Here is a 22427-nt window from a genome sequence, read left to right as displayed (position 1 = left end):
TGGCGCGGCCATGTCCGGTTTCTCTGACGATGTACTCTTGTGTTCACTCCATACAGACAAGATGACAGCAGCTTATGGGCTGCTGCTTCAAGTAATCAGGCTTTAGGAATTAAAGGAAGCATAACAGGACTTTTAAATTTTCCCAGCATTTCGTTAAAAGAAAGGCCCTAATCCTCCGTATCCCACTCTGGCCATTCGCCGCGAAAGCGGGCGACTATTTCTGTAGTCGAGATGAATCCGACAATGATATGCGTATCAGGTACTTTTTCTTCTCCTGGCAAGTCATACCAGCTGTTGTCTTTCCACCGCAGTAGCTGGTTTTCTCCGAGTCCGTTGGGAAACTTTGTTGACGCTAGAAAAATCCCCTCCCATTTTGGAGAGCCTTTTTGCCATTTAACTTTTCTATTCATTGATACCCGTCTTTAGACTCGCTCATTGCTTGAGCAGGTTTTTTAGTTGGTGTGGGCGTAGCCCGACTTGGACATACGGCGGGAAAAATCATAACACTATCCGTCAGCATCTTTTCTATTGCTTTAACGCTCCTGTCATTACCGATATTTATCCCATATCCCCTCAATCTCCCCACTATCAATCAACGCCTTAATCGCCGCATTCAACCGGTCCAGTGCGGCGGCTTTGTTGGGGTGGATGCGTAGCATGACGTCTACGCCGCCGACTTCGAAGCCGGGTTCGAGGCCTCGGTAGACGGGGTTTTCGCGCATGCGGTAGAGGACGAGGTCTTTGTTGATGATGACTTGGTCCAGGCGGCCGGCGAGTAGCATGGTGAGGAGTTGGGATTCGCCGTTGGCGTCGTAGCGTTCGATGGCGCCGCTTTGGAAGAGTTTGGTGAAGGTTGGATATTGGTAGCCACGCACGACGCCGATGCGTTTGCCGATTAAGTCTGAGGGCGCTTCGACGGGCAGGCTTTTATTGCGGCCGAACAGCAGGATGTCGACGGATTGCGCATAGGGAATGGTGAACAGCCCCAGGGTTTTCTCCCCTGCCCGCCATGCGGGGTTCACCCCCGACTCGATATCCACCAGATTTTCATTGAACATCATCAAACCGCGGGCCAAGGGGTGTGTTTGTGAGAGGAAGGTGTCGCCGGTGATGCGGCTGAGGGCGTCGAAGAAGTCTTTGTAAAAGCCGGTAGCGACGCCGTCCTGGTAGAAAAAATAGGGGGGAAATTCCGTGTTATGAGCCAGCACTCTGAACTCTTCCGCGTGCGCCCCACCCTTCGGCGGCCATATCCCGATCAGGAGAACGAGGAGGCTTCTCAGAAAGATACCCGCCAACAGCTTTCGTAGGGTCATTCTTGCTCTAACTTCTATGACAAAGGCATGTGAAAAAGCGTGGCTCTCCCTGCGTCCGTTTGACGCCGCCTCAGCGTAGCGCGCTTGCTGCCGATAGACGCCTCGTATGTTAGGTAGCTACCGGTTAAAGCAGTCTGCTCTGATCATCTCCTTTTTGGCATGACACATTTGTAAATCAATGCAAATTCAGCCGCCAGACAGTCCCGCCCTTTCGCGCGAGACCGGCTTGTCTGGCGGCCGATATGGCAGTAGGCGGGTTATTTGACGCCGTAATCCGCCAGGATCTTGTCGTAGGTTCCGTCCGCTTTGATGGCGGCGAGACCCCGATTGTAGGCGTCGATGATTTTTTGGCCCTGAGCGTTGGCCTTGCCGGTGGCGACGTGCAGGTCGTTTACGGACAGGGCGTTACTGGTGAACTCCACCGAGCCCAGGTCGATGCCGGCGTCCTTCATGACAGACTTGGCGACGATCTCATCTTCCAGGGTCAGGTCTACGCGATCGCTCAACAGCTTTTTAACGTTGGCCTCAATCGTGCCCGCTTCCGGTCTGGAGAAATTAGTGGCGTGGGTGAACTCGTCGCCATAGCCGTAACCGCTGACGATGCCGACCTTCTTCCCGCTGAGACTATCCAGCCCATTGAACTCAAACGGGTCGCCTTTGCGCTTGATAAACTTGATGCTGTTCTGCGCGTAGTAGTTGCTGTAGTTCAGCACCTTGGCGCGCTCCTCCGTGAACCAGGCGCCGGGCAATATGTCGATATTGCCGTTGATCACATCATTCAACGCCCGTTTCCACGGCAGGATTTTGAAATCCACCGTGTAGCCCTCTTTCTCCATCGCCGCTTTCAGCAGCGCAATGGAAATTCCGGGATCACTCCCCTCCTGTATAAACGGCGGCCAAGGGTCCTGCGCAGCTGTGACGGTCTCCGCCTGCGCGGAAAACGCAACGAGCATGGTCAGAATCAAGGTAGAAAGAGCCTTCATGCTTATACCTCTCTGTTTGAGATAGATCATTGGCGTAGGCCGATAAACCTCGGGGAGAAAGTTCATCAGGCGAAGGTCAAACGGCGTTGTTTACAAATCCCCAGGGTGGCGTGGCGCAGCGGCCAGTAACCGTAATAAGGTTAGTTTATAAACAGGTCGCCAACAAATTGGAGCGCCGCCGTATGTGGGCTTTTTGGGAGACAATTTTGGGGGGGCGGTAGTTTTGAACGTGGGTATAGCCTTGAACGTTTGAATGTTGGAAGGCGCTGCGCTTTTCCAACCTACTTTGGGAGGCGGTGTTATGTAGGTTGGATAAGCAAAGCGCCATCCAACTGTTTTCGTGGAATGAGCGCCAGAGTTCAGTTCGACTCCGGCGCATGAGAAAGGCTAGCGATCGCTAATCAGATAGACGTTGTCGGCGGAGCCTTTGGGGAGTTCGGTGGCGCTTTGGAACAGGAAGTTCTGGAAGTTGTTTGCGCCGTTGAGCACATGAATTTCCGTACTGTTCACGCCATTACGCTTAAAACCAATCAGGTCCGGCGCGCCGTCGCCATTGAAGTCAGCCACGCGGAAGCTCCAGTTGTCATTAGTAGCATGCAGCGCCGTCGCCGAGTGCACGACAAAATTGTCGTAACCGCTTTGCGCGCTCAGGATGTGCACCTCCGTTCTGTTGGAGCCGCCCCGTTTGGCGATGTACCAGAGGTCGGGTCTGCCGTCGCGGTCATAATCGCTGATCAGGAACTCATCCGACGAATTGGGTCGCAAGCCCAGCCCTGTGGCGTCATGCAACAGGAAGTTCTGCGGATTTCTTCCGTCCAGCACATGCACTTCCGTGCGTCCGCTGCCTGTTGTGTTATGCAGGATGGCCCAGATATCCGGCTGGCCGTCGCCGTTGTAGTCCCGTATCGCCATGTGATCGTTGACGTTTATGTAGCCTAATGCCGTGCCGGACTGGAAGATAAAACGCTGCAGCCCGCTCTTGCCGTCCATGATATGCACCTCCGTCGTTCCCGTGCCGGTGTTGCGCTTTTTGAAGCCGGCGATATCCATATAGCCGTCGCGATCCCAGTCCGTCATATCGAACTGCCAGGCTTCGTTGGCGGCTTCCAGCGCGCTGTTCTGGGCGGCGGTGGAGATGAAACTCTTGCTGCGCAACAGCTTCTGGAACGTGGTTCTGGCGCCGCCTTGTTTGTTCAACACATAAACATTGGGAGCCAAGGGACGATTGGCGCCCGACGCGCACCCGGGATTCAAACATACGAAGGTAGAGCCCAGTTCGCCGGGATTTCTGAAATCCGCGCCAGCAGGCGCTTTGAAACGTACAAACAAGCTACCGTTTTCATAAGCCCAAGCGTTGCCGTCAAACGCGCGCAACGCCGCCCAGGCGCCGACCGAACCCAACTGAATCAGCGGACCGGAGAATCCGTATTGCCCCGCCGGCGTTCCCAGATAGACATACACGTTGGGCGCCACGCCCGGCAGCTCCAAGGTCACATACTCGCCGCTGCTCATGCTGTGATAATCGAAGCGGGTGATGCTGGGAATCTGGTCGTGATAGATGTAGGCGTAGTTATAAGCGCCGTCGACCATGGGCAACAGACTGACGCCTTCGATTTCCTTGCGGGATTCGGTATAACGGGCTCCGTCGCTACGGAAAAAGGTGCTGTCCTGACGTCTGCGGCTGACCAGCGGCGCCGGCGGTAGCCAGATTTCATCAGAGGGACGCACTTCCACGTAGGCGAAACGACGACGACTTTCCATGCCGCTTAGCCCATCTTTGATGCGGCTGCTGTTACCGTCGACCAGCATGGGATGGTCCTGGGTGATGGCGGTCATGGGCTGGCCGGTGAATGTCCCGTCCACATCGTAAATCGCCCCGTTGAACCAGACCGGGCCAATGTAATCATTGCGATAACGCACCTGGTAACTGCCCGGAGAGACCGTGGTGTTGTGCAGGGAGTGCCCGGAGTATTTGATATTGGCGCCCCATTGATCAAACAAGGTGAAATTGTCCCGCTCGAAACCGGTGAAATGGGAGTCGCGAATACGCACCGGACCATCGTACAAAATATGTCCAATCGCCATACCAATGACGCCGCTGGATGCGGATAGACCCAACGGAGCCACAGGCTCGTAGTTTTCCGAGGCGCCCACCCACAGAACGCGGTTGTAGTCCGTCACCCAGGTGCTGGCTTCTCCTTCATAGTTGTCCGCCACGATCAGATCGTTGTAGGTGCTTTTGCCGCGATTGCCGCCTACACGGGAATACATGCCCAGATAGTTTTTGTACACCGTCAGCCCGTTGATGATCGGCTCCTGCTGGGGCATGTAGTCATTGTTCAGGTTAGGCGTCTGCGTGGCGTCATTGGGCATGGGGGCCATGCCCAACAGCCAGCCGTGGAAACTGGAGTGCGCGGTATTGTTATCGATCGCGCCGGCAGGCAGGTTCTGCACATTGGGATTCAGCCCCGGAACGAATACCGGACTGTTGGGATTCTGATGAAAGGCGAACCAGAAACCCGACCCGTCGGAACCCGCAGCGTGGTTGTTTTGCACAATATTGTTGGGGTTGGTGATCCAGAAGGTGGACGGACCGCTGGCGTTTCTTAATCTGCCGTTGGTGAAATCACTGGGCAGCAGTGCGTATTCCGGCGCGGGCTTACGGGTCACCAGACCGAGATTGCCGACGATGCGGTTGCCGGTTTCGTTGCCGTCCTCCATGAACACAGCGTGCCCCAGGTTGTCGTAGCAGACGTTGTTTTCCACTGAAGCGTTGTTCGTGCCATGAACGGTAATCGCGCGATTGTAGGTGTGGTGGATACTGGAATTGCGAATGTACTGTCCGGCGGCGTTGCCAGCCAAATGCCAGTGGAAGGGATAACGTCCCAGCTTGCGGCGTTGCCCCATGCGGGTCAACTCCACATTGGAAAGACGACCGGAAGCGCCGCGCATCACCATAATGTTGCCGCCATAGGCGATGCGGCCGCTGTTTTCATCTCCCTGAATCTTCAGGTTGCGCGTCAACAGGCCCACTTCCGCACGCTCGTCCAGCGTCCAGCTTTGTCCGTTGTCGCTGTACTCCTGTAGCTTGCCGAAATGGTTGTAGGCGAGGCGATCATTAAGCGTGAGGGTCTTTCTATCGCCGCTCACGCTGACGATGGTGAATTCCTCGGCATGGTTCATGTCGAAATCGCTGGAGGCGATGACAATGCGATCCCCTGCCCGCCAGTTCACCGTCTCTTTTAACGTGATGCGGTTGTCGCCAATCACAGCGGAAGCCCCCAGTTGCGTCCAGGACAGCCTGGGTTGGCCATGCATTTCGATACGGCCGCCGTTCATGGCGTGAATCAGCTTGGATTCCGCCGCCGGGTTCTCTCCCAGCAAGGTAATAACGCCCTGCCCATTGAACGCGGCTTCTTCCCGGCCCAGCTCCAGCAGACCACCCGCCATCACATGGATTTCCGCCACATCCAGCGAAAAGTCGCGGTTAACCGGTGCAGTAAGAATGCCTTCGTTGATGATCACATTCGCCGCGTTCAAATCATCCAAAACCATAGTGGCGCCGGCGGGAATGTAGACTTCTTCGCCAAGCCCGGGAACCGAGTTCTCCAGCCAGGACGACGCCTCCGACCATAACGGCAGCCTTTCCAGCTGCACATCATCGACAAAAGCCGTGTTATCGCCGCTGGCGCTCAGGCCGCTGATCAATAACTGGTATTTACCAGGCTCCAGCCACATCGTGGTGGAATGATACAGGCGGTAGTTGCTGTCCTGCGGCCGAATGTTTCCAATTCGGTTGCCGGCGAGCGATACCCGCAGCGTTTGCCCCTGGGGCGAGTTGATGCAGCCTCGCTGCGCGCCTTGCAGATTGACGCGATAGGCGCCTGCGCGAGGGATAGTGATGGTTTTCTGCACCTGCCCCGTCTGTTGAATAAACAGCGCCTGCTGCCCCTGAGGCGTGTTGGGATTGCATGAGGTAAACGCGGAGCCGTTTTCGGTGATGCCCGCGCTATCGGCGAAGGCCCATTCTCCGCCTGCAGGGAGATATTGAAAACCGCCCGAGGGAACATCCGGCGTCTCAAAACCGGACTCGCCAATGGCCGTCATCACGCCCTCGTCAACGGCCGTTAGCGCCATGGCGCTCTGACCAAAGGTCAGCGCAGCGAGGGTCGTCAGTATGGAGAACGTCCTCTTGCGTTTTAAGACAGAGCCGCGCGCCGGCTCGTCTGTATGTATATTCGTTTCACCCAAGTTCATTTTATAGTCTTCCACAGTGCATTGATTCTTAGCTCTGGCTCACCTGAACACGCATAAAGGCGTTGTGGGAGAGACGCCCCAAACAGGCGCAGAAATCCCACATCCAAAATCAACCTTAAACGTTTCAGATCCGACATCGATAAATTAAGTAAAAAGTTCGGCATTGCTATCTTGTCGCCGAAACCAGAACCTCATCCTTTAAGGCGAATAACCGAAATGCATCAGACCGATAACTGCCGACGCAGCAATCAAGACCTAGATTGAAAGAATAAGTGCAGTATTTCAGTTATCCGATCCCAGGCGAACATTAACATAAGTTCACACTCAATCCTCTAGGGCAATATTAATAACCCATACGGGTTAAGAATGGTTGGAGACTTTATTGTTTCTTGGAGTGAAATAAGGAGAGATCTATATCCAGTATCCAGCGCGATAAGATAAGAGTTTTATATAGCTGTTTCATTGCAAGTAAGTCACTTTATGGTTCATATATTAACCACCCCCCTCGCCACCCGCAAACTCTGAAGGCCATCAATAAATCATTTAATCGACACGGTCTATGGAGATACTTCGCCATCAGAAGGCTTGGGCTTACGCTTTATTGCTAGCACCGAATTATGACGACGTCTGGTATGATCCAAAGGCGTTAATCGCCTCTTAGGCGAGCATCCTAACAACAAAAATCACGGAGTCTGGCGAGATGCATATCGGGCCGAAGTTTTTACTTGCCGCCATCAGAAGAAGAATTAAAGACGAGGGGCTGAGTTACGGTTATTTGTCCGAGAAGACCGGTATTCCCCTCTCCAGCATCAAACGTCACCTGCATAACCCGTCTCTGGGGCTGGACAAGATTCTCATGTACGTCAGTTTCCTCAATACCGATCTGGTGGAGCTGACCAAACTCGCCAACAAACTGCAGCATGAGAATGAGCTGTTTATTTCCGACAAACAGAGCGAGCTGTTTCTGGAGCACCCCTACCTGCTCGACTTCATCAATATGGTGACCTCTCATAATATGACGCCGGACGCCGTGGCGAAGAAACACGGCCTCAGCGAAACCAGCCTGCGCTTTTACCTGCGCATCGCTGAAATACTTGGCTATATTGATGACTTTGGCGACGGCTCCTTTTATCAGTCTGGACGTCGCTATCTATTGGAAGAAGGCTCCGCCCTGGACAGCCTGTTTCGCCGCCGCTTTCAGGAAGAGTCCCTGTCCCACCCCATCCACCCAGGCGTCTGCGTCGGCCGCATCAGAATGACGGAAGCGCAGAGAACCCAACTCGAAGACGACCTCTACGACAAACTGGTCGAACTCAACGCCGTCAACACCTCCAACGACGAAGGCGAACCCACCAACGTACTCATGCGCTGCACCCCAGGTAAACTGACCCAGTTTTCCGACGGCCTGCCGGATATCGATGGGCAACTGCTGAAGTATGTGTCGGAGATGTTTGCTAAGGCTTAGGGGGATGATTTGGCGTGATCGTGCAGGGGGTATTTTGCCAACGCACCAGATTTCAAAAAGAATACGTAGGGGCGTTTTACAAGAACAGTTAGCTGAATCCTGTTATTTGCTGGCATGTTGAACGACACAGAAAAAAGAGCGTACCTAGTACAGAAACGGAACCTTTCGAGGCAGCATACGTTCTCTCAATTATAGCTATTTACACACTTTGAGAGACGACGCTTCGGCCTTCAACTTAGCAGACACAGAGCTTTGTGAAACTTAAGCCAATAGGCTGATTTAAAGGCAGTCAAGTGTGGTTTACGATCTTCAAACCGTGTGCTGAATTTAGTTGAGGAAGCTTATGTTGAAGAAATTTCATGAGCCATGATAAAGTCAGCCATTCAATGTTCCCTCAAGCTTTTGACTACATTTTATTTGGAGTAAGACCCTATTATGGAAGAACATTTACTGAGAGATAGCAAAACAACTGAAAGCTTTTTTATTGAGATCGGAGATTTCGATAGAATATACAAATCAGACAAAGAGCTAGTTCTATTTTTGTGGCGCGCATTTAGAACAGACGAACACGCCACAAACCCCTTGTATCCAGACTTTGAGAAAAGGGAGCTAAGAGATGGAAAATTCAGACGCGCTGATGTAACCATCAAGCAATTAAATGGGGAAAAATTTATTTTTCCACATATATACAGAAAGCGCCCAGAGGATATGTGGAAAGCAAAGGGGACGTCTCTTTTTGATAGAGACAAAACATTCAAAGGGAAAAATTGGGCTTACTTGGAAATACCAGCGGGGACAGATATTCCCGAAGGCATTTTGATCGTTAGAGATGATTATAACGAAAGATTTGAAGCAACCCACTACTCTATCGTTCCAAACAGAGCAATGTCGGTTAGTACCTTTAAGAATCTACTGGACGAACTCTATACAAACATCCAGAAGAAAAAGAGAAAGATGAGCAATGGCTGATATTGATAATGATACTTTAATGGTTTCACTGCAGGCTGTCTTTGAAAGCATAAATAGATTTGAAGCTTTGCTGGAGTCAGAAACACTCAGCGACCCGGAAAATATTACAGAATTACTCATGTCGTACGATGAAGCCTTCAAGGTTCTGTCCAGTGTTTACAAAGAACAACTGGCAAAAGGGGCGGATCTGCCGCCCTATGAAGCAATCGTGAAGAGATAATTTATCAAAAGTGTAGACTGAACGAATTATCCATTTTTATGGATAGTCTGCTAGGCGCTGCCTCTTACTTCGATTTAAGAGGCTCGCCTTTTTCTCGCTCTTTATTGAGGAGCACCGCCACCAATGCCGGAATCGGTATTGGAATTAGATCATCCGTCATCTATCACCCGCCATATGGCTGACTATTTTGTGAATCTCAATTGCTGAAAATTGTTAATCGTTGTTGACAGGAAAGTCGCGCACTCCATTTTCATCTAAAGAATTGAAAATAGATAAGAATCCTCCCTCCAGTTCAAAATCCACGCTATTTATTATTGGTAAAACTTTTCCTTTAAGTGTCATCGAGGACATACCAAGCTTTATATTGAGGATTTTCTTGTCAATGGCGGCGTTTAGCTCCTTTAAGGCGTTTTTCTTATAAGGAATTTTTTCATCGTATGATATGCAGTTAAAAACGTCTATTTGGTTCTTAGTCATCGAAAGGCTATCAAAGTGTTGCCAACAAACTTCTATTTGAGCGCCATCAATGATTAAAACAATCGGATAATCCTGATGCCAAGTATCATCTGGTACATACCAGCCGACATATGTTTCCATAATCGACTTGCCGATCAGCTCTTTCGAAAAAAGCTGAATAAGGTTTTCAGCATCATTCTTTTTTAGTACCCATTTAGGGCTATACCTTTGAATCCATGACATAATTGTTAAAGCAAGCCAAAATTCACACCATATAAATCGAATAGCTATTATTTTTTTCCATATTTATTTAAATAAATATTAAAAACCGTTTCCATTTCATCCGGAAAACTCGGGTACGTTAGGCATGGACAATTCTCTATGTAGTGTTTTAAGGCGTCATCCCAATTATTGATTCCCATATCATCAATCAGGTTTCTTGGAAGTTCAACATCTGTATAGTTGTCATCCCAGCATGACATGGGGCCATATATCTCCTTCCATCTGTGCCACTCTGGTTCATCTGGATACCACGGCATATCGCCAAAGGAGTTATAGATAACCAAACTATGCCCATCATGCTTTTGTATGAACGCCTTTAAGAAAGGAACCATATTTTCAATCCAATGACCGGGATATTCCATTTTTAATCCGTTCTCGAATGTAAGAATCGCCTTTTGCAATTTATCCTTATCCGTGACTGACCCACAATAAATACCGATCTTTAAATCACCAGGATATTTAAACAATAGCTCGTCATCTGGGAACCATTTATGAAGCTCAAGGAATTCATGGCAATCGTTACACGCAAGGCGGTAGTTAGTGCCCATAAGTATCAACACCTTTGCATCACGACGTTGTTATTAGCTCCTGGGAGTATGAGCTGTGGCATATAGAGAATAGCTCACTGGTCTGCCCAAAACACCAGCCTGACTTCGCTGTCTGGCAAGGCGCTTGGGAACAGGGTTAATTCGATAGCAGGGCAACGGCCATTTTCGTCTTCTTGTAAATGCTTAAGTTCCGACATTAACAACCATGACGGCCGGTTTGCCTCCTGCCAATACTCTTCTATAAAGCTCAACATCTCGATGCTGAGGTCAGCAGGGAAACCCCTTTCACCCGATAATTCGTAAATGTCTGCGTATGCACTCTTGCCCCACCAATACGGAGCGACGTTCTTCGGAACTGGTTTACCTTCATAGTCCTCATCTTCAACAAGGTCATCCGCGATGATCCACTCACCGTTGTGATTAATTTCAATGAAGGCGAATACGCTTGTACTCATAAGCCCCTCCTACTTCTATTTCGCATATGGCGCCCAGAAGCGAGTTAAGCCCTTTTGACCAGCTCAAGCTTGTCTTCAAACCAATATGGCTCAAAGTAATGTTTGGTGCTTGTTACGGATGTTTCAATTATATATACCCACTGGTACCGATGCATATGCCACTCAACTTTAAGGATTTCCCTTAGCCTATCCGGCTTTTGCTTAAATCTAACAATATCCCCTACCCTATATTTTGCAGGCGCGCCAAATGGATGGATTATAAGCTTCCGACTTTCAATTTTAGGGAATGACATCCACCACAAATCCTCGCCATCAAATTTTCTGGGATCGTCAAATGCAAAAAACATTGTTCAAAACCTCTCTATCAGCACCAGATTCAGTACATTTTTGCAGCAAAGACCCTGCCGAACTTGATTTTATAGAATTTAAAAGTTTTAAGTGGCCGCTATGGCTCTCAGTATCGACGCGTATTAGAAACTCAGCTCGCGATAAAAATAAATTGCTCTTCATCGCTCCATCCAGCCTGGGCTTTCAGTTTATACAGGTCGAATGCCGGCCTGTAAGGATCGACGTCAAACTCGTTCTCCACCATCGCCCACATAATCCAATGAGACACTGTATAAAAGCAGCCCGAGAGTTGATATAGAGGCTCGCTTAGAAAGAAATAGGCCTCATATCCTTCTTTTCCGTGGTATTTCTTTATGATTTCGCAGAGAGCGTCATTGAGGTGAATGGTAGGGTTATCCGCATTTCCAAGCACTTCATGCCTTAGCGCTTCATTCCCTCGATAAACAGAGCGTTTCCCAGCTTCTGACTTTTCAGCGTTTAGTTCAATAAGCTCCTGATCGCCGTACTGCCTAAGAACGGCTTCAATGTTTTGATTCATTTTCTCAAGCAGGCAAAGGAGAGAATGGTCATCGATTTCAGTAGTTTCAGGAGCGCTCTTCAACACTTCCGTTACTCTGTTTAATAAAAGATCACCATTTGGGAAAATTGAGAAGCACTCATTCAGCTTTTCTTCACCAATACTCCATATATCGAAGTGAAGAGCATAGTCATCTCTTATAACCGGCATCGAGTCGGTAGGCTCGCCTAATGCTTCCCGCCATATTATTTGCCACTCTTTCTGAATGCTCATAAATCTCCATACTTCCAATGGTTACTGAAGCAAAGCCAAATTTGCACACTCGCGGATCTAATCCTGAAATTTAACGTCTGACTGTGGGCAGTATGAAAAACAACCTTCTCTTTAAGGCTTTGTCATACGCCCAGGCCTGTAAACAGCAAAATACCAAAACACAACGGCTGACACGCCGCCAACGAAGCTACAGAAAAGCGCCTGGATCAATAAGGATGGCTCAGCATCCTGACCGAAAGGCTTTAGCCAGTATACAAACACAAAACCAGGGAGAAGTGCGGGCGCGATATACCAAATCAGCTTATCTTTCCCCAGTTTGTTTAGAAGCAAATGGCCGGGAATCGCCCAGATTACCAGAACCACTAGCGCCACCAATGTGGCCACGCCAGCGATTACGGCGGAAATTCGGAGATCACTGAAGTCACTATTAAAAGAGTCAATCGCTGCCGCGATAAATACCTGCATAAACACTGAAACCAGCAACGCAAAACTAGCAACTAATACATTTTTCACACTTAATCTCATAAAGAAATGGGGGAATCTGATGCAATTTATGTATCTAAACACTCACACCAATAGTTTCCAACAAAAACTCTTCAAACTTACCGAATGGCACACCATTCACCCAGGGCTTTTCTTTCTCTGGGTGGAGCATGAGATGCCACCAATCATCAGGCCAAAAAACATGCTCTGAAACCCATTTCACTATGGCGTATTCAATACCCTCATAATTCCTAATGGAAAGGTGCGCATGCCAACTATGCTCGTAATAAGAGCGAGAGTCGTTAGCATAAGCTATAAACGTCAATGCTTTTTCATTCTCGCTTAGTGTTGGATTGCCCCATGACCCTGGCGTTCCGATAAACTTTATTCTTCCAGAACTATACTTTTCCGGCCCCTCAAAATTATGGGTGTATGCTCTAACTATTCTGGCCTCATATTTCTGCTGATCGAGCATATGAACACTGTCTATCAACAATACATCTTTTGAGGAAAGTCGGCCTTTTAGTAATGCTTTAAACTCTTCTATTTTCATATACCAATCAAATTATTAGCGCGCTAATCTACGATTTTGTAGCGGTTATTCTGCGCTAGTAACAGGCGCCAGGCGCACCAGTAACAGCCGCTCTTACTAGCCGCTACCCTTTCAACAACCTGGTCAAAGCATCAATTTCTGACGAAGGAAATGCCCTTTGCCACCTCTTATCAAGCTCTTCTGCACTGTGTATCCCTTGAAGTCTACGCAAGCCCCTCCAAAACGGGAGGCAGATCTCTTCGTAGGTTCCTTCGGCTGCGTAAATAGTCTCAGATTTGTCCATTCTTCGATGGTCAGGATAACCGACTATATTGAGGTGAACTTTTTCGTTCTCTTTTTTGAAGTTAAACTCGTATTCATATGGTTCAGTATTAAAAGTGGCTTTCTTTTGCACAGGCCACTGCTGGGACTTCATGTCAAAAAGGGCGTCAACCAGCTCTGAAAATGAGTCGTAAGGGGTATAGGAAAAACCTTCATGGATTTGGTTCTTTCCATTTGCTTCAAGCCGAAAATTCACCCAGCCATGCTCAATATTCTCGAAGTAAACTTTCAATGGCGGCCACCTAACGTTTTGACTAGCTATTCAACCACACCAATCCCAACTCCCCAACCGCTTTTTCGCCCGACTTCAACACTCTGCAACAACACAAAATCCAGATTGAGCCGATGACAGGGCCCTGTTTCTTGAGACGAAACTCAAGCTTCTAATGTTTCAAAAATCGACTCGTCATCCACCCACCAGTCTCACTTTTTGAGACCGCCAAGCTCTGATTCTGATCCTTCATATTGAGGTTTTCAAAGGGTGTTGAGAACGAATTGTATACAATATACATTCCCTCGTTGCATAACGAAAATAATACGACGAGGTAGTCATGAAGATAAGCAAACTACTGATGCTGGGCGCTATTTCTCTGATAAGCAGCGTGTGTACGGTAAGCGCAGTGGCGAAGCCCTACCCTCCAGGAACTCAACTCGCAGCCCGACAGGAAATTACGTTGAACAATGGTGGCGAGGTCACGTCTGTCGATCCCGCCAAATATGCGGCGGAGCCCGCTTTTAATCTGGGTCGCGATCTGTTTGAAGGCCTCGCGATTCAGGACAAGACCGGTAAAACCATTCCCGGAGTGGCGGAGAGCTGGTCGGTCAATGACGACAACACCGTCTACACATTCAAATTACGTCGCTCACAATGGTCAAACGGCGATCCAGTGACCGCTCACGACTTTGTTTATAGCTGGCGTCGCCTGCTCGATCCCAAAACCGCCTCGCCTTACGCCTGGTTCGCCGCCATGCCGAAAATCAAGAACTCGGCGCAGATCATGGAAGGCGAAGCGGACCCCGCGACCCTGGGCGTGCGCGCGGTGGATGATTACACCTTTGAAGTCACCCTGGAGCAATCCGTTCCTTTCTTCCTCAAGCTCATCACCCATCCGGTGTTGGTCCCTCTGCATGAGGCTACCGTTGAGAAATACGGCGCTGCGTGGACGCAGCCGGCGAATATCGTCACCAACGGCGCTTTTACCGTGTCTGAGTGGAAAGTGAATGAAAAAATGGTGCTGAAGAAGAACCCTCATTACTGGGATGCAGATAATGTGGTGCTGGAAAAAATCACCTGGCTGCCTATCGGCGACGCCAATGTGGCCCTGAACCGCTATCTGGCCGGCGAGATTGATCAGGCGCTGTCCATTCCTTCCGCGCAGAAGAAGCAATTGCTGAAGAAGTTCCCTGAAGAAGTGGCCAACACCAGCGCATCCCTGGGCTCCGTTTACTACTACATGAACACCGTCGCCGGACCCACCCAGGATGTACGCGTGCGCACCGCCCTGTCCTACGCCATTGACCGCGACATCATGACCAAGGCGATTCTGAATAACGGCGGCGTGCCTATGTACACCCTGGTGCCGCCGCAGACCGACGGCTACAAGCCTTACACGCCCGAGTACGCCACCTGGACGCAGAAGCAGCGCAACGAAAAAGCCAAACAACTGCTGACAGAAGCAGGCTATGGCAAAGACAAGCCGCTGAAACTGTCCTTCACCGTGCCCACGTTCTCCAATGACGTGAAGATCGCCACCGCCATGGCGGGCATGTGGAAGAGCGTGCTGGGCGTGCAAGTGGAGATCAAGCAGCTGGAGCCGAAGGTGTTCTACGCCCTCAAAGAAACTGGCGACATACACCGCGGCGGCTGGGTCGCCGATTACAATGAAGCCTCCTCCTGGCTGGACGTCTTCGTCTCCTCCGGCGAATTCAACGACTCCAAATACAGCAACCCGCGCTACGACCAACTCATGCAAGCCTCCAAAGTGCTGACCGATCCCTCCAAGGAATACCGTGAGGCGGAGACGCTGTTGATCAACGATATGGCGATCATCCCGGTGTACCGCTACGGCAATGATCAGTACCTGATCAAACCCTATATCGGCGGCTATGAACGCACCAATCCGGAAGCCTCCTACTACCGCAAGAACGTGTATGTGAAAGCCCATTAAAGTGGGCGATCTCTTGGCCTGGATGTCGGAAGTACAGAGCCGGTGCGTCCAGGCCCTTTTTAACGGATTCCTGAGAGCGTCATTATGTTGCTATACATTTTGCGTCGCCTGTTGATCGCCATTCCGACGCTGCTGTTCATCGCCCTGGTGTCGTTCTGGCTGATGCACGTCGCTCCCGGCGGCCCTTTCGACATGGAGCGTCCCATGCCGGAAATCGTGCGCGCCAATATCGAAGCCAAATACCATCTGAACGAGCCGTTTTTCACCCAGTTTTTCATCTATATTCGCGATTTCGTACAAGGCGATCTGGGTCCGAGTTTCGTGTACCAGGACTTCACCGTGACGCAACTGGTGGGCCAGTCCTGGCCGGTGTCGGCGACGCTGGGTGTGTTGTCTTTCTGTATTTCCGTGCCGGTGGGCATGCTGCTGGGAACCCTGGCGGCGTTCAATCGCAACAGCAAGCTCGACTACTTTCTGATGTCGTTGTCCATGACTGGCGTGGTGGTGCCCGCTTTCGTGCTGGCGCCAGTGCTGGTCACGATCTTCGCCATACAGCTCGACTGGCTGCCCGCCGGGGGCTGGGAGGGCGGCAAAACGGCGTTTCTGATTCTGCCTGTATTGAGCCTCGCTATCGGTTCCGTCGCCAGCATCGCCCGGGTCATGCGCGGAGCCATGATTGAGACGTTAAACCAACCTTACATCCGCACCGCCATCGCCAAAGGTCTCTCCACGCCCTATCTGCTGTTTCATCACGCTTTGCGGCCCTCGTTGATTCCCGTGGTGGCGATGTTAGGCCCTGCGTTTGTCGCGGTGGTCACCGGATCAGTGATTATCGATATCTTCTTCGGCACCGGCGGCATGGGGCAGCACTTCGTCTCCGGCGCGCTGAATCGGGACTATGGCCTGGTGATGGGCATCACCCTGATCGTGGCCTCGCTGACCATCTTTTTCAATCTGGTGGTGGACCTGCTGTACACCGTCATCGACCCGCGCATTCGCATTTAGGAGGCCGTCGTGCTGACAACCAGAAAACTCGATCCGCAATGGTTCTCCGATCAGGTCACTGCCCCTGTTGAAGCCGTGGCGGGACGCAGCCTGTGGCAGGACGCCTGGATGCGTTTCCGCAAGAACCGCGCCGCCATGGCGTCGGTGTACGTGTTGCTGTTTATCGTCGTTTGTATCGTCATCGGGCCCCATGTCGCGCCTTTCAGCCACGATGAAATCGATTGGAACGTGGTGGCCGATCCTTACGAGCTGGGCAAACCCTCTCTGGAAACCGGGCATTATTTCGGCACCGACGACCTGGGTCAGGATCTGTTCGCCCGCACCATGCAAGGGGGACGTCTCTCCATCATGGTGGGCTTTATGGGCGCCCTCGTCGCCGTAGTGATCGGCACGGTCTGGGGCGCCATTTCCGGTTATGTGGGCGGGCTGGTGGACAGCGTCATGATGCGGGTCATCGAAGTGCTAGACTCCGTGCCGTTCATGTTCATGGTGATCCTGTTCGTCACGCTCTTCGGCAACAATATCTATCTGATATTTATCGTCATCGGCATGGTGTCCTGGCTCAACATCGCCCGCGTGGTGCGCGGCGTCACCTTCAGCATCAAGCGGCGCGAGTTTATCGAAGCGGCGCACTCCATCGGCGTGTCCAAACTCACCATCGTGCGTCGCCATGTGCTGCCCAACGTGCTGGGCATTGTGATGGTGTATTCGTCGCTGATGGTGCCCGGTTTCATTATGTTTGAATCCTTTCTGAGTTTTCTGGGCCTGGGCGTGCAGCCGCCGGACACCAGTTGGGGAATTCTCATCGCCGAAGGGGCGAAAACCATTGATGTGGCGCTCTGGCTGCTGATGTTTCCGTCCCTGTTTCTGGTCGCCACCCTGTTCTGTTTCAACTTCATCGGCGACGGCCTGCGCGACGCCCTTGATCCGAAGGACCGTTAACTCTCATGCGCCCCGGACCACTCATGCATCTAATAAAAAAGCAATCATCCAGTAAGCGCCAGGAGCTCTCATGACCATATTGTCCATCGAAAACATGAATGTTCGCTTCGAAACGCCGGACGGACTGGTGCAGGCGGTCAGCGATCTTTCCTTCACCGTGCGCGCCGGCGAAACCCTCGGCATTGTCGGGGAGTCAGGCTCCGGCAAAAGCCAGTCGGTGTTCGCCCTGATGGGACTCACCGCCGATAACGGCCGGGTGTCCGGCGTCGCCAATTTTCACGGCGAAAATCTGCTGGCCATGAGCAAGCGGCAACTCAACCGCATTCGCGCGGAGAAAATCGGCATGATCTTTCAGGACCCGATGACCTCTCTGCATCCATTCCTGAAGATCGACAAGCAGCTCACCGAAGTGCTGATGATTCATAAGGGCATGAGCAAAGCGGCGGCGCGGGCGGAATCCATCCGCATGCTGGACGCGGTGCGCATTCCCTCGCCGCAGGCGCGTATGGGCCAGTATCCTCACGAGCTGTCCGGCGGCATGCGGCAGCGCATCATGATCGCCATGGCGTTGCTGTGTCATCCAGAACTGTTGATCGCCGACGAACCCACCACCGCCCTGGACGTGACCGTACAGGCGCAGATTCTGTCGTTGTTGTGGGAGCTGCAGGGGGAGTTCAATACCGCCATCCTGCTGATCACCCACGATATGGGCGTGGTCGCGGAAATGTGCGACCGGGTGCTGGTGATGTATGGCGGGCGCAAGATGGAAGAAGCGGACACGGAAACCCTGTTCGAACGTCCGGCCCACCCTTACACCCAGGGCCTGCTGAAGGCGATTCCGTCGATCACCGAAGATATGCCGCGCCTGCCGACCATTCCCGGCAATCCGCCCAACGCGCTGATCAACAGCAAGGGCTGTCCGTTCCGGGAGCGCTGCGACTTGCAAAAGCCCAGCTGCGAGACCGCCCTTCCGCCCCTGACGCGGCTCGGCGCCACGCAACTGGCCGCCTGCCACGCACTGGCGCAGAACAAAACCACGCCACTGGCGCGCACCGCCTGACGCCATCGACACAGGATCTGCTGGATGAACGCAAAAGAAGTCTTACTCTCCGCCCGAAACCTGGAAGTGCACTTTGCCATCGGCAAGCACATTCTGCCCAGCCGACGCCCGCGTCTGAAGGCGGTCAACGGCATTGACGTGGATGTCTATCGCGGCGAAACCCTGGGCATTGTGGGCGAATCCGGCTGCGGCAAGTCCACCCTGGCGCGCGCTTTGTTACGGCTGATCGAGCCTACTCGGGGCGAGTTGCGCTGGAAAGGCGAAGACATGCGCAGTTTCGACAAAAAAGCTCTGGTGCGCCGTCGCCGGGAGTTCCAGATGGTGTTTCAGGACCCCACCGCCAGTCTCAATCCCCGTTTGACGGTATCGGAATGCATCGCCGAGCCTCTATTGACCCATGAGCCGGGTCTGCAACGCCGGGAAATCGAGCGTCGAGTGATCGCCATGATGGACAAGGTTGGTCTGTCGGCGAGTCAGCGTAATCGCTATCCCCACGAATTTTCCGGCGGCCAGTGTCAGCGCGTCGGCATCGCCCGCGCCCTGATTCTCAACCCGGATCTGGTGGTGTGCGACGAGCCGGTCAGCGCGCTGGACGTGTCGATCCAGGCGCAGGTGATCAATCTGCTGGACGACCTCAAACAGGAGATGGGGCTGACGCTGGTGATGATCGCCCACGACCTGAGCGTGGTGCGCCATATCAGCGATAGAGTCATGGTGATGTACCTGGGCAAGCCCATGGAAGTGGGCCTGTATGACCGGGTTTTCGATCAGGCGCAGCACCCCTACACCAAGGCGCTGTTGTCCGCGGTCCCGATCGCCAATCCCAGACTGGCGCGGCGCCGGGAGGTGCAGCTTTTGCCCGGCGATCTGCCCTCGCCGCTCAACCCGCCCAGCGGCTGCGTTTTCCGCACCAGATGCCCGGAGGCCACCGATCTCTGCGGGAGCCAACCGCCCACTCAGAGCGGCTCTGACGAGCATCATATTTTCTGTTCCAACACCTTGTTATTGGCGGGCCAATGAGATCGCTCGCCAACATGCCAGCGCCGGGATGCGCTTATCGTGGGAGACAGCACCTGACACGCGCAGGGTCTGTCGTTTTCAGTTTTTCCGCCGATTTAATCGTCTGTCATTAGGAAGTTTTAAACTATGAACACGCCCTCAGTCACGCAACGACTCGAACACCTTCGCAAGGCGATGGACAAGCAGGCGTTCGCCGCCTATATCGTCACCAACAACGACCCGCATTCCAGTGAGTATTCGGCTGATCATTGGCTGGCGCGAACCTGGATTTCCGGTTTCAACGGTTCGGCGGGCAATGTGGTCGTCACCGGCGATGGCGGCGGCCTGTGGACGGACGGTCGTTACTTTATTCAGGCGGAGGAGCAACTGGCGGGATCTGGCCTCAAGCTCTTCAAGGCCAGGCTGCCGGAGACGCCGACCATCCCCCAGTGGCTGGCCGCCACCCTGCCGGAAAACGCCCGCGTGGGCGTGGACGGTCGCTCGATCAGCCGCTCATTTTATCAGGAGCTGCTGGAAGCCTTCGCGCCCAAGTCGATTCAGTTGGTTCTGGATCAGGACCTGATCACGCCGCTCTGGTATGACCGCCCCGCCCGCCCCAAAGCGCCGGTGTTCAACCATGAATTAGGTTACGCCGGCGTGGACGCCCAGGAAAAAATGCAGCGCATTCGCGACTGGATGACGGAACAACAGGTGGACGGTCTGCTGGTCTCCACGCTGGACGATGTCATGTGGGCGCTGAATATTCGCGGCGGGGATACGCCCTATTGCCCGATTTCCGAGTCCTATCTGCTGGTCACCGCGCAGCAAAGTCAGGTCTTCATCGATCACGACAAGTTGCCAGAGGCGGTGGAGTGCACCCTGGCGGAATATGGCGTGACGGCGCACAGCTATGAGCTTGTCGTCGAAGCGGTGAATCAATTACCGGAAGGCTGCAAGCTGTCCATCAATCCCGCCAGCGCCAACAGCCTGTTGGTCAACCAGATCAAGCCTGAGATCACGCTGGTGGAAACGCCCTGTCCGGTCACCGACATGAAGGCGCAGAAGAACTCCACGGAAATGGAGAACTTCGAGCAGGCGCTGCGTCTGGACGGCGTGGCCATGGTGAATTTCATGTACTGGCTGCAGGCGCAGGTTCCCGGCGGCAAGGTCACCGAGTTATCGGCGGAGAAGCAGTTGCGGGAGTATCGTCGCGCCACGTCCAGCTATATCAGCGACAGTTTCCGCACCATCGCCGGGTTTGGTCCTCACGCGGCGAAGATGCACTATTCCGCCGGCGCCGACAGCAACGCCACCGTGGATGAGAGCAACTTCTTCCTGGTGGACTCCGGCGGCCAGTATCCGGGCGGCACTACCGACATCACCCGCACCTTTCATTTTGGAACGCCCACCGCGCAGCAATGCAAGGACTACACCCTGGTGCTCAAGGCGGTGATACGGCTGACGCAGACGGTGTTTCTGAAAGGGGCCACCGGCGCCAATCTGGATATCATGGCGCGGGGCATGTTGTGGCGTCATCGCATCGACTACAAGTGCGGCACCGGCCATGGCGTCGGTCTGTGTCTGAACGTGCATGAAGGCCCGCAGAACTTCTCGCAGAATCCCAAAGAAGTCGCCCTCAAACCCGGCATGGTCATCACCAATGAACCCGGCGTGTATCGCGAAGGCGAGTATGGCGTGCGCATCGAAAACATCATGAAAGTGGTGGAACTGGAGGAAAACGAATTCGGCGTCTTCTATGGCTTCGAAACCATCACCCTGGCGCCCATCGCGGTCAACGCTCTGGATATGTCCATGCTCAGCACGGAGGAAACCGATTGGCTCAACGCCTATCACTGGCGCGTGTACGAAGCGCTCAGCCCCTATCTGGAAGCGGCGCAAACCGCCTGGTTGAGGAACGCGACCAAGCCGGTTTAACCGCGCATATCAAACAAACACGCCGTTTTTAGCTTTACCCGTTTATCTGAAGTTGGCAGGGCCTGTTCATGTTCGGGCCCTGCCTCTCGCGGCGTATCGCCGCACCAGCGCATCCGTGCGCCCGGTTATTAACCTGTCAATGTTGGCGTCAGGTTAATAACAAGCAGTACAGGTAGTAGAAGTACAAGAAGGTCCATCCATGTATTGCCCGGCGTTCGCCGGGCTTTTTTTGCGGGATTCGAAGCGCTTACTGCCCCCGTACAAATTCGCTCCGCCAGTTTTGGATATGGGTGAGATAACGCTGACAGGCGACATCCAGTTCCGCATCGGTCAGGTAGTCGGCCTGATACACCACAAACGGATCGCCCCAGGGCAGACGGCAGCGATTGGCGGTCGCTTGCAGCGGCGTCAGCAGGGTTTCCATGGTGAAACGATTCTGCCCGCGAGGTTGATAAGCCGCCTCGGTATTGCCAGCGGTGGTGGCGATCATGATAGGCGCGCCTTCGAAGCGGCGCCCGGTGTTTTCGTAGTCCAGGTAGTACATGTGGGTCAGCACGAGGTCCTGCCAGCGCTGCAACAATGGCGGCGTGGAGTACCACTGAACAGGAAATTGCAGAATCAGGCGTTCGCTTTGCAGCAGTCGGTCAATCTCCGTGGCGACGTCTATACGCTCATCCGGATACAGCCGATTCATATCCACCACATCCAGGTTGTCGAGGGTTTGCGCCGCCGCCATCAGTGCAGCGTTGATGCGTGAAGGGCGATAACGGGAGTGGAACATCAGCAGTGTGGTTTTCATCGTTGGCAGTCCTATTAGTTGGTTTTCAACGCGTTGCTGCGCTGTGTGTCGATAGGTGCTAGATTGCGCCACGGGC

22 protein-coding genes are annotated in these 22427 nt (G+C 52.7%); 9 read left to right on the top strand and 13 right to left on the bottom strand.

Annotated features, from left to right (window positions below; genetic code table 11):
- Positions 1-167: 167 nt before the first annotated feature.
- From AC2IBB_RS16840 to AC2IBB_RS16825, 4 genes are all read right to left on the bottom strand, one after another.
- Entirely contained in the window at positions 168-410 is a 243-nt protein-coding gene (locus tag AC2IBB_RS16840; RefSeq protein WP_486327929.1) for a hypothetical protein, read from the bottom strand.
- 138 nt (positions 411-548) lie between these two features.
- On the bottom strand, positions 549-1313 hold the full coding sequence (locus AC2IBB_RS16835; RefSeq protein ID WP_486327928.1) for a substrate-binding periplasmic protein: 765 nt from the start codon (positions 1311-1313) through the stop codon (positions 549-551).
- A gap of 257 nt (positions 1314-1570) precedes the next feature.
- Positions 1571-2296 carry a transporter substrate-binding domain-containing protein gene (locus AC2IBB_RS16830; RefSeq protein WP_164887283.1) on the bottom strand — a complete coding sequence of 242 codons (726 nt, stop codon included), beginning with the start codon at positions 2294-2296 and terminating at the stop codon, positions 1571-1573.
- A gap of 387 nt (positions 2297-2683) precedes the next feature.
- A complete protein-coding gene (locus AC2IBB_RS16825; RefSeq protein ID WP_486327927.1) occupies positions 2684-6553 on the bottom strand; it encodes a G8 domain-containing protein in 3870 nt (1289 codons plus the stop codon).
- 700 nt (positions 6554-7253) lie between these two features.
- Between AC2IBB_RS16825 and AC2IBB_RS16820 the strand changes: the two genes are divergently transcribed.
- The 3 genes from AC2IBB_RS16820 to AC2IBB_RS16810 all read left to right on the top strand — a co-directional run bounded on the left by AC2IBB_RS16820 (position 7254) and on the right by AC2IBB_RS16810 (position 9207).
- On the top strand, positions 7254-8018 hold the full coding sequence (locus AC2IBB_RS16820) for a transcriptional regulator (RefSeq protein WP_486327926.1): 765 nt from the start codon (positions 7254-7256) through the stop codon (positions 8016-8018).
- A 435-nt stretch (positions 8019-8453) separates the two neighbouring features.
- Entirely contained in the window at positions 8454-8987 is a 534-nt protein-coding gene (locus AC2IBB_RS16815; RefSeq protein ID WP_486327925.1) for a Tse2 family ADP-ribosyltransferase toxin, read from the top strand.
- The gene (locus AC2IBB_RS16810) at positions 8980-9207 is read left to right on the top strand and encodes a hypothetical protein (RefSeq protein WP_486327924.1); all 228 of its coding nucleotides are present in this window, start codon (positions 8980-8982) and stop codon (positions 9205-9207) included. Before AC2IBB_RS16815 ends, AC2IBB_RS16810 begins: the two co-directional genes overlap by 8 nt.
- A gap of 213 nt (positions 9208-9420) precedes the next feature.
- Here the strand turns inward: AC2IBB_RS16810 and AC2IBB_RS16805 are convergent, their stop codons facing one another.
- From AC2IBB_RS16805 to AC2IBB_RS16770, 8 genes are all read right to left on the bottom strand, one after another.
- The gene (locus tag AC2IBB_RS16805) at positions 9421-9906 is read right to left on the bottom strand and encodes a hypothetical protein (protein WP_486327923.1); all 486 of its coding nucleotides are present in this window, start codon (positions 9904-9906) and stop codon (positions 9421-9423) included.
- Positions 9907-9953: 47 nt separating this feature from the next.
- Entirely contained in the window at positions 9954-10493 is a 540-nt protein-coding gene (locus AC2IBB_RS16800; protein WP_486327922.1) for a hypothetical protein, read from the bottom strand.
- A 74-nt stretch (positions 10494-10567) separates the two neighbouring features.
- Entirely contained in the window at positions 10568-10948 is a 381-nt protein-coding gene (locus AC2IBB_RS16795; protein WP_486327921.1) for a hypothetical protein, read from the bottom strand.
- A gap of 44 nt (positions 10949-10992) precedes the next feature.
- Positions 10993-11295, bottom strand: coding sequence for a hypothetical protein (locus AC2IBB_RS16790; protein ID WP_486327920.1), 303 nt, complete (start codon positions 11293-11295; stop codon positions 10993-10995).
- Between the two features lie 131 nt (positions 11296-11426).
- Complete coding sequence (locus tag AC2IBB_RS16785; RefSeq protein ID WP_486327919.1) at positions 11427-12086, bottom strand: hypothetical protein; 660 nt, start codon at positions 12084-12086, stop codon at positions 11427-11429.
- A 111-nt stretch (positions 12087-12197) separates the two neighbouring features.
- On the bottom strand, positions 12198-12599 hold the full coding sequence (locus tag AC2IBB_RS16780) for a hypothetical protein (RefSeq protein WP_486327918.1): 402 nt from the start codon (positions 12597-12599) through the stop codon (positions 12198-12200).
- Between the two features lie 46 nt (positions 12600-12645).
- Entirely contained in the window at positions 12646-13122 is a 477-nt protein-coding gene (locus tag AC2IBB_RS16775) for a hypothetical protein (RefSeq protein ID WP_486327917.1), read from the bottom strand.
- 103 nt (positions 13123-13225) lie between these two features.
- A complete protein-coding gene (locus tag AC2IBB_RS16770) occupies positions 13226-13675 on the bottom strand; it encodes a hypothetical protein (RefSeq protein ID WP_486327916.1) in 450 nt (149 codons plus the stop codon).
- Between the two features lie 319 nt (positions 13676-13994).
- Between AC2IBB_RS16770 and AC2IBB_RS16765 the strand changes: the two genes are divergently transcribed.
- The 6 genes from AC2IBB_RS16765 to AC2IBB_RS16740 all read left to right on the top strand — a co-directional run bounded on the left by AC2IBB_RS16765 (position 13995) and on the right by AC2IBB_RS16740 (position 21552).
- A complete protein-coding gene (locus tag AC2IBB_RS16765) occupies positions 13995-15611 on the top strand; it encodes a peptide ABC transporter substrate-binding protein (protein WP_486327915.1) in 1617 nt (538 codons plus the stop codon).
- A gap of 84 nt (positions 15612-15695) precedes the next feature.
- Complete coding sequence (oppB, locus tag AC2IBB_RS16760) at positions 15696-16616, top strand: oligopeptide ABC transporter permease OppB (RefSeq protein WP_486327914.1); 921 nt, start codon at positions 15696-15698, stop codon at positions 16614-16616.
- A gap of 9 nt (positions 16617-16625) precedes the next feature.
- Positions 16626-17558: an ABC transporter permease subunit gene (locus tag AC2IBB_RS16755; RefSeq protein ID WP_127970628.1), complete on the top strand. Its 933-nt coding sequence runs from the start codon at positions 16626-16628 to the stop codon at positions 17556-17558.
- A gap of 70 nt (positions 17559-17628) precedes the next feature.
- The gene (locus tag AC2IBB_RS16750; protein ID WP_279504840.1) at positions 17629-18618 is read left to right on the top strand and encodes an ABC transporter ATP-binding protein; all 990 of its coding nucleotides are present in this window, start codon (positions 17629-17631) and stop codon (positions 18616-18618) included.
- 24 nt (positions 18619-18642) lie between these two features.
- Positions 18643-19638 (top strand): ABC transporter ATP-binding protein, encoded by a 996-nt coding sequence (locus tag AC2IBB_RS16745; protein WP_486327913.1) that lies wholly within the window; start codon positions 18643-18645, stop codon positions 19636-19638.
- Positions 19639-19764: 126 nt separating this feature from the next.
- Complete coding sequence (locus AC2IBB_RS16740) at positions 19765-21552, top strand: aminopeptidase P family protein (protein ID WP_486327912.1); 1788 nt, start codon at positions 19765-19767, stop codon at positions 21550-21552.
- A gap of 247 nt (positions 21553-21799) precedes the next feature.
- Here AC2IBB_RS16740 and AC2IBB_RS16735 read toward each other — a convergent pair whose 3' ends face one another.
- Positions 21800-22351 (bottom strand): NAD(P)H-dependent oxidoreductase, encoded by a 552-nt coding sequence (locus tag AC2IBB_RS16735; RefSeq protein WP_486327911.1) that lies wholly within the window; start codon positions 22349-22351, stop codon positions 21800-21802.
- Positions 22352-22427: the final 76 nt, after the last annotated feature.

Source organism: Hahella sp. NS-SX17 (assembly GCF_057367735.1).
Note: the sequence above shows the minus strand (reverse complement) of the source record. Positions and strands in the feature narration are given on the sequence as shown.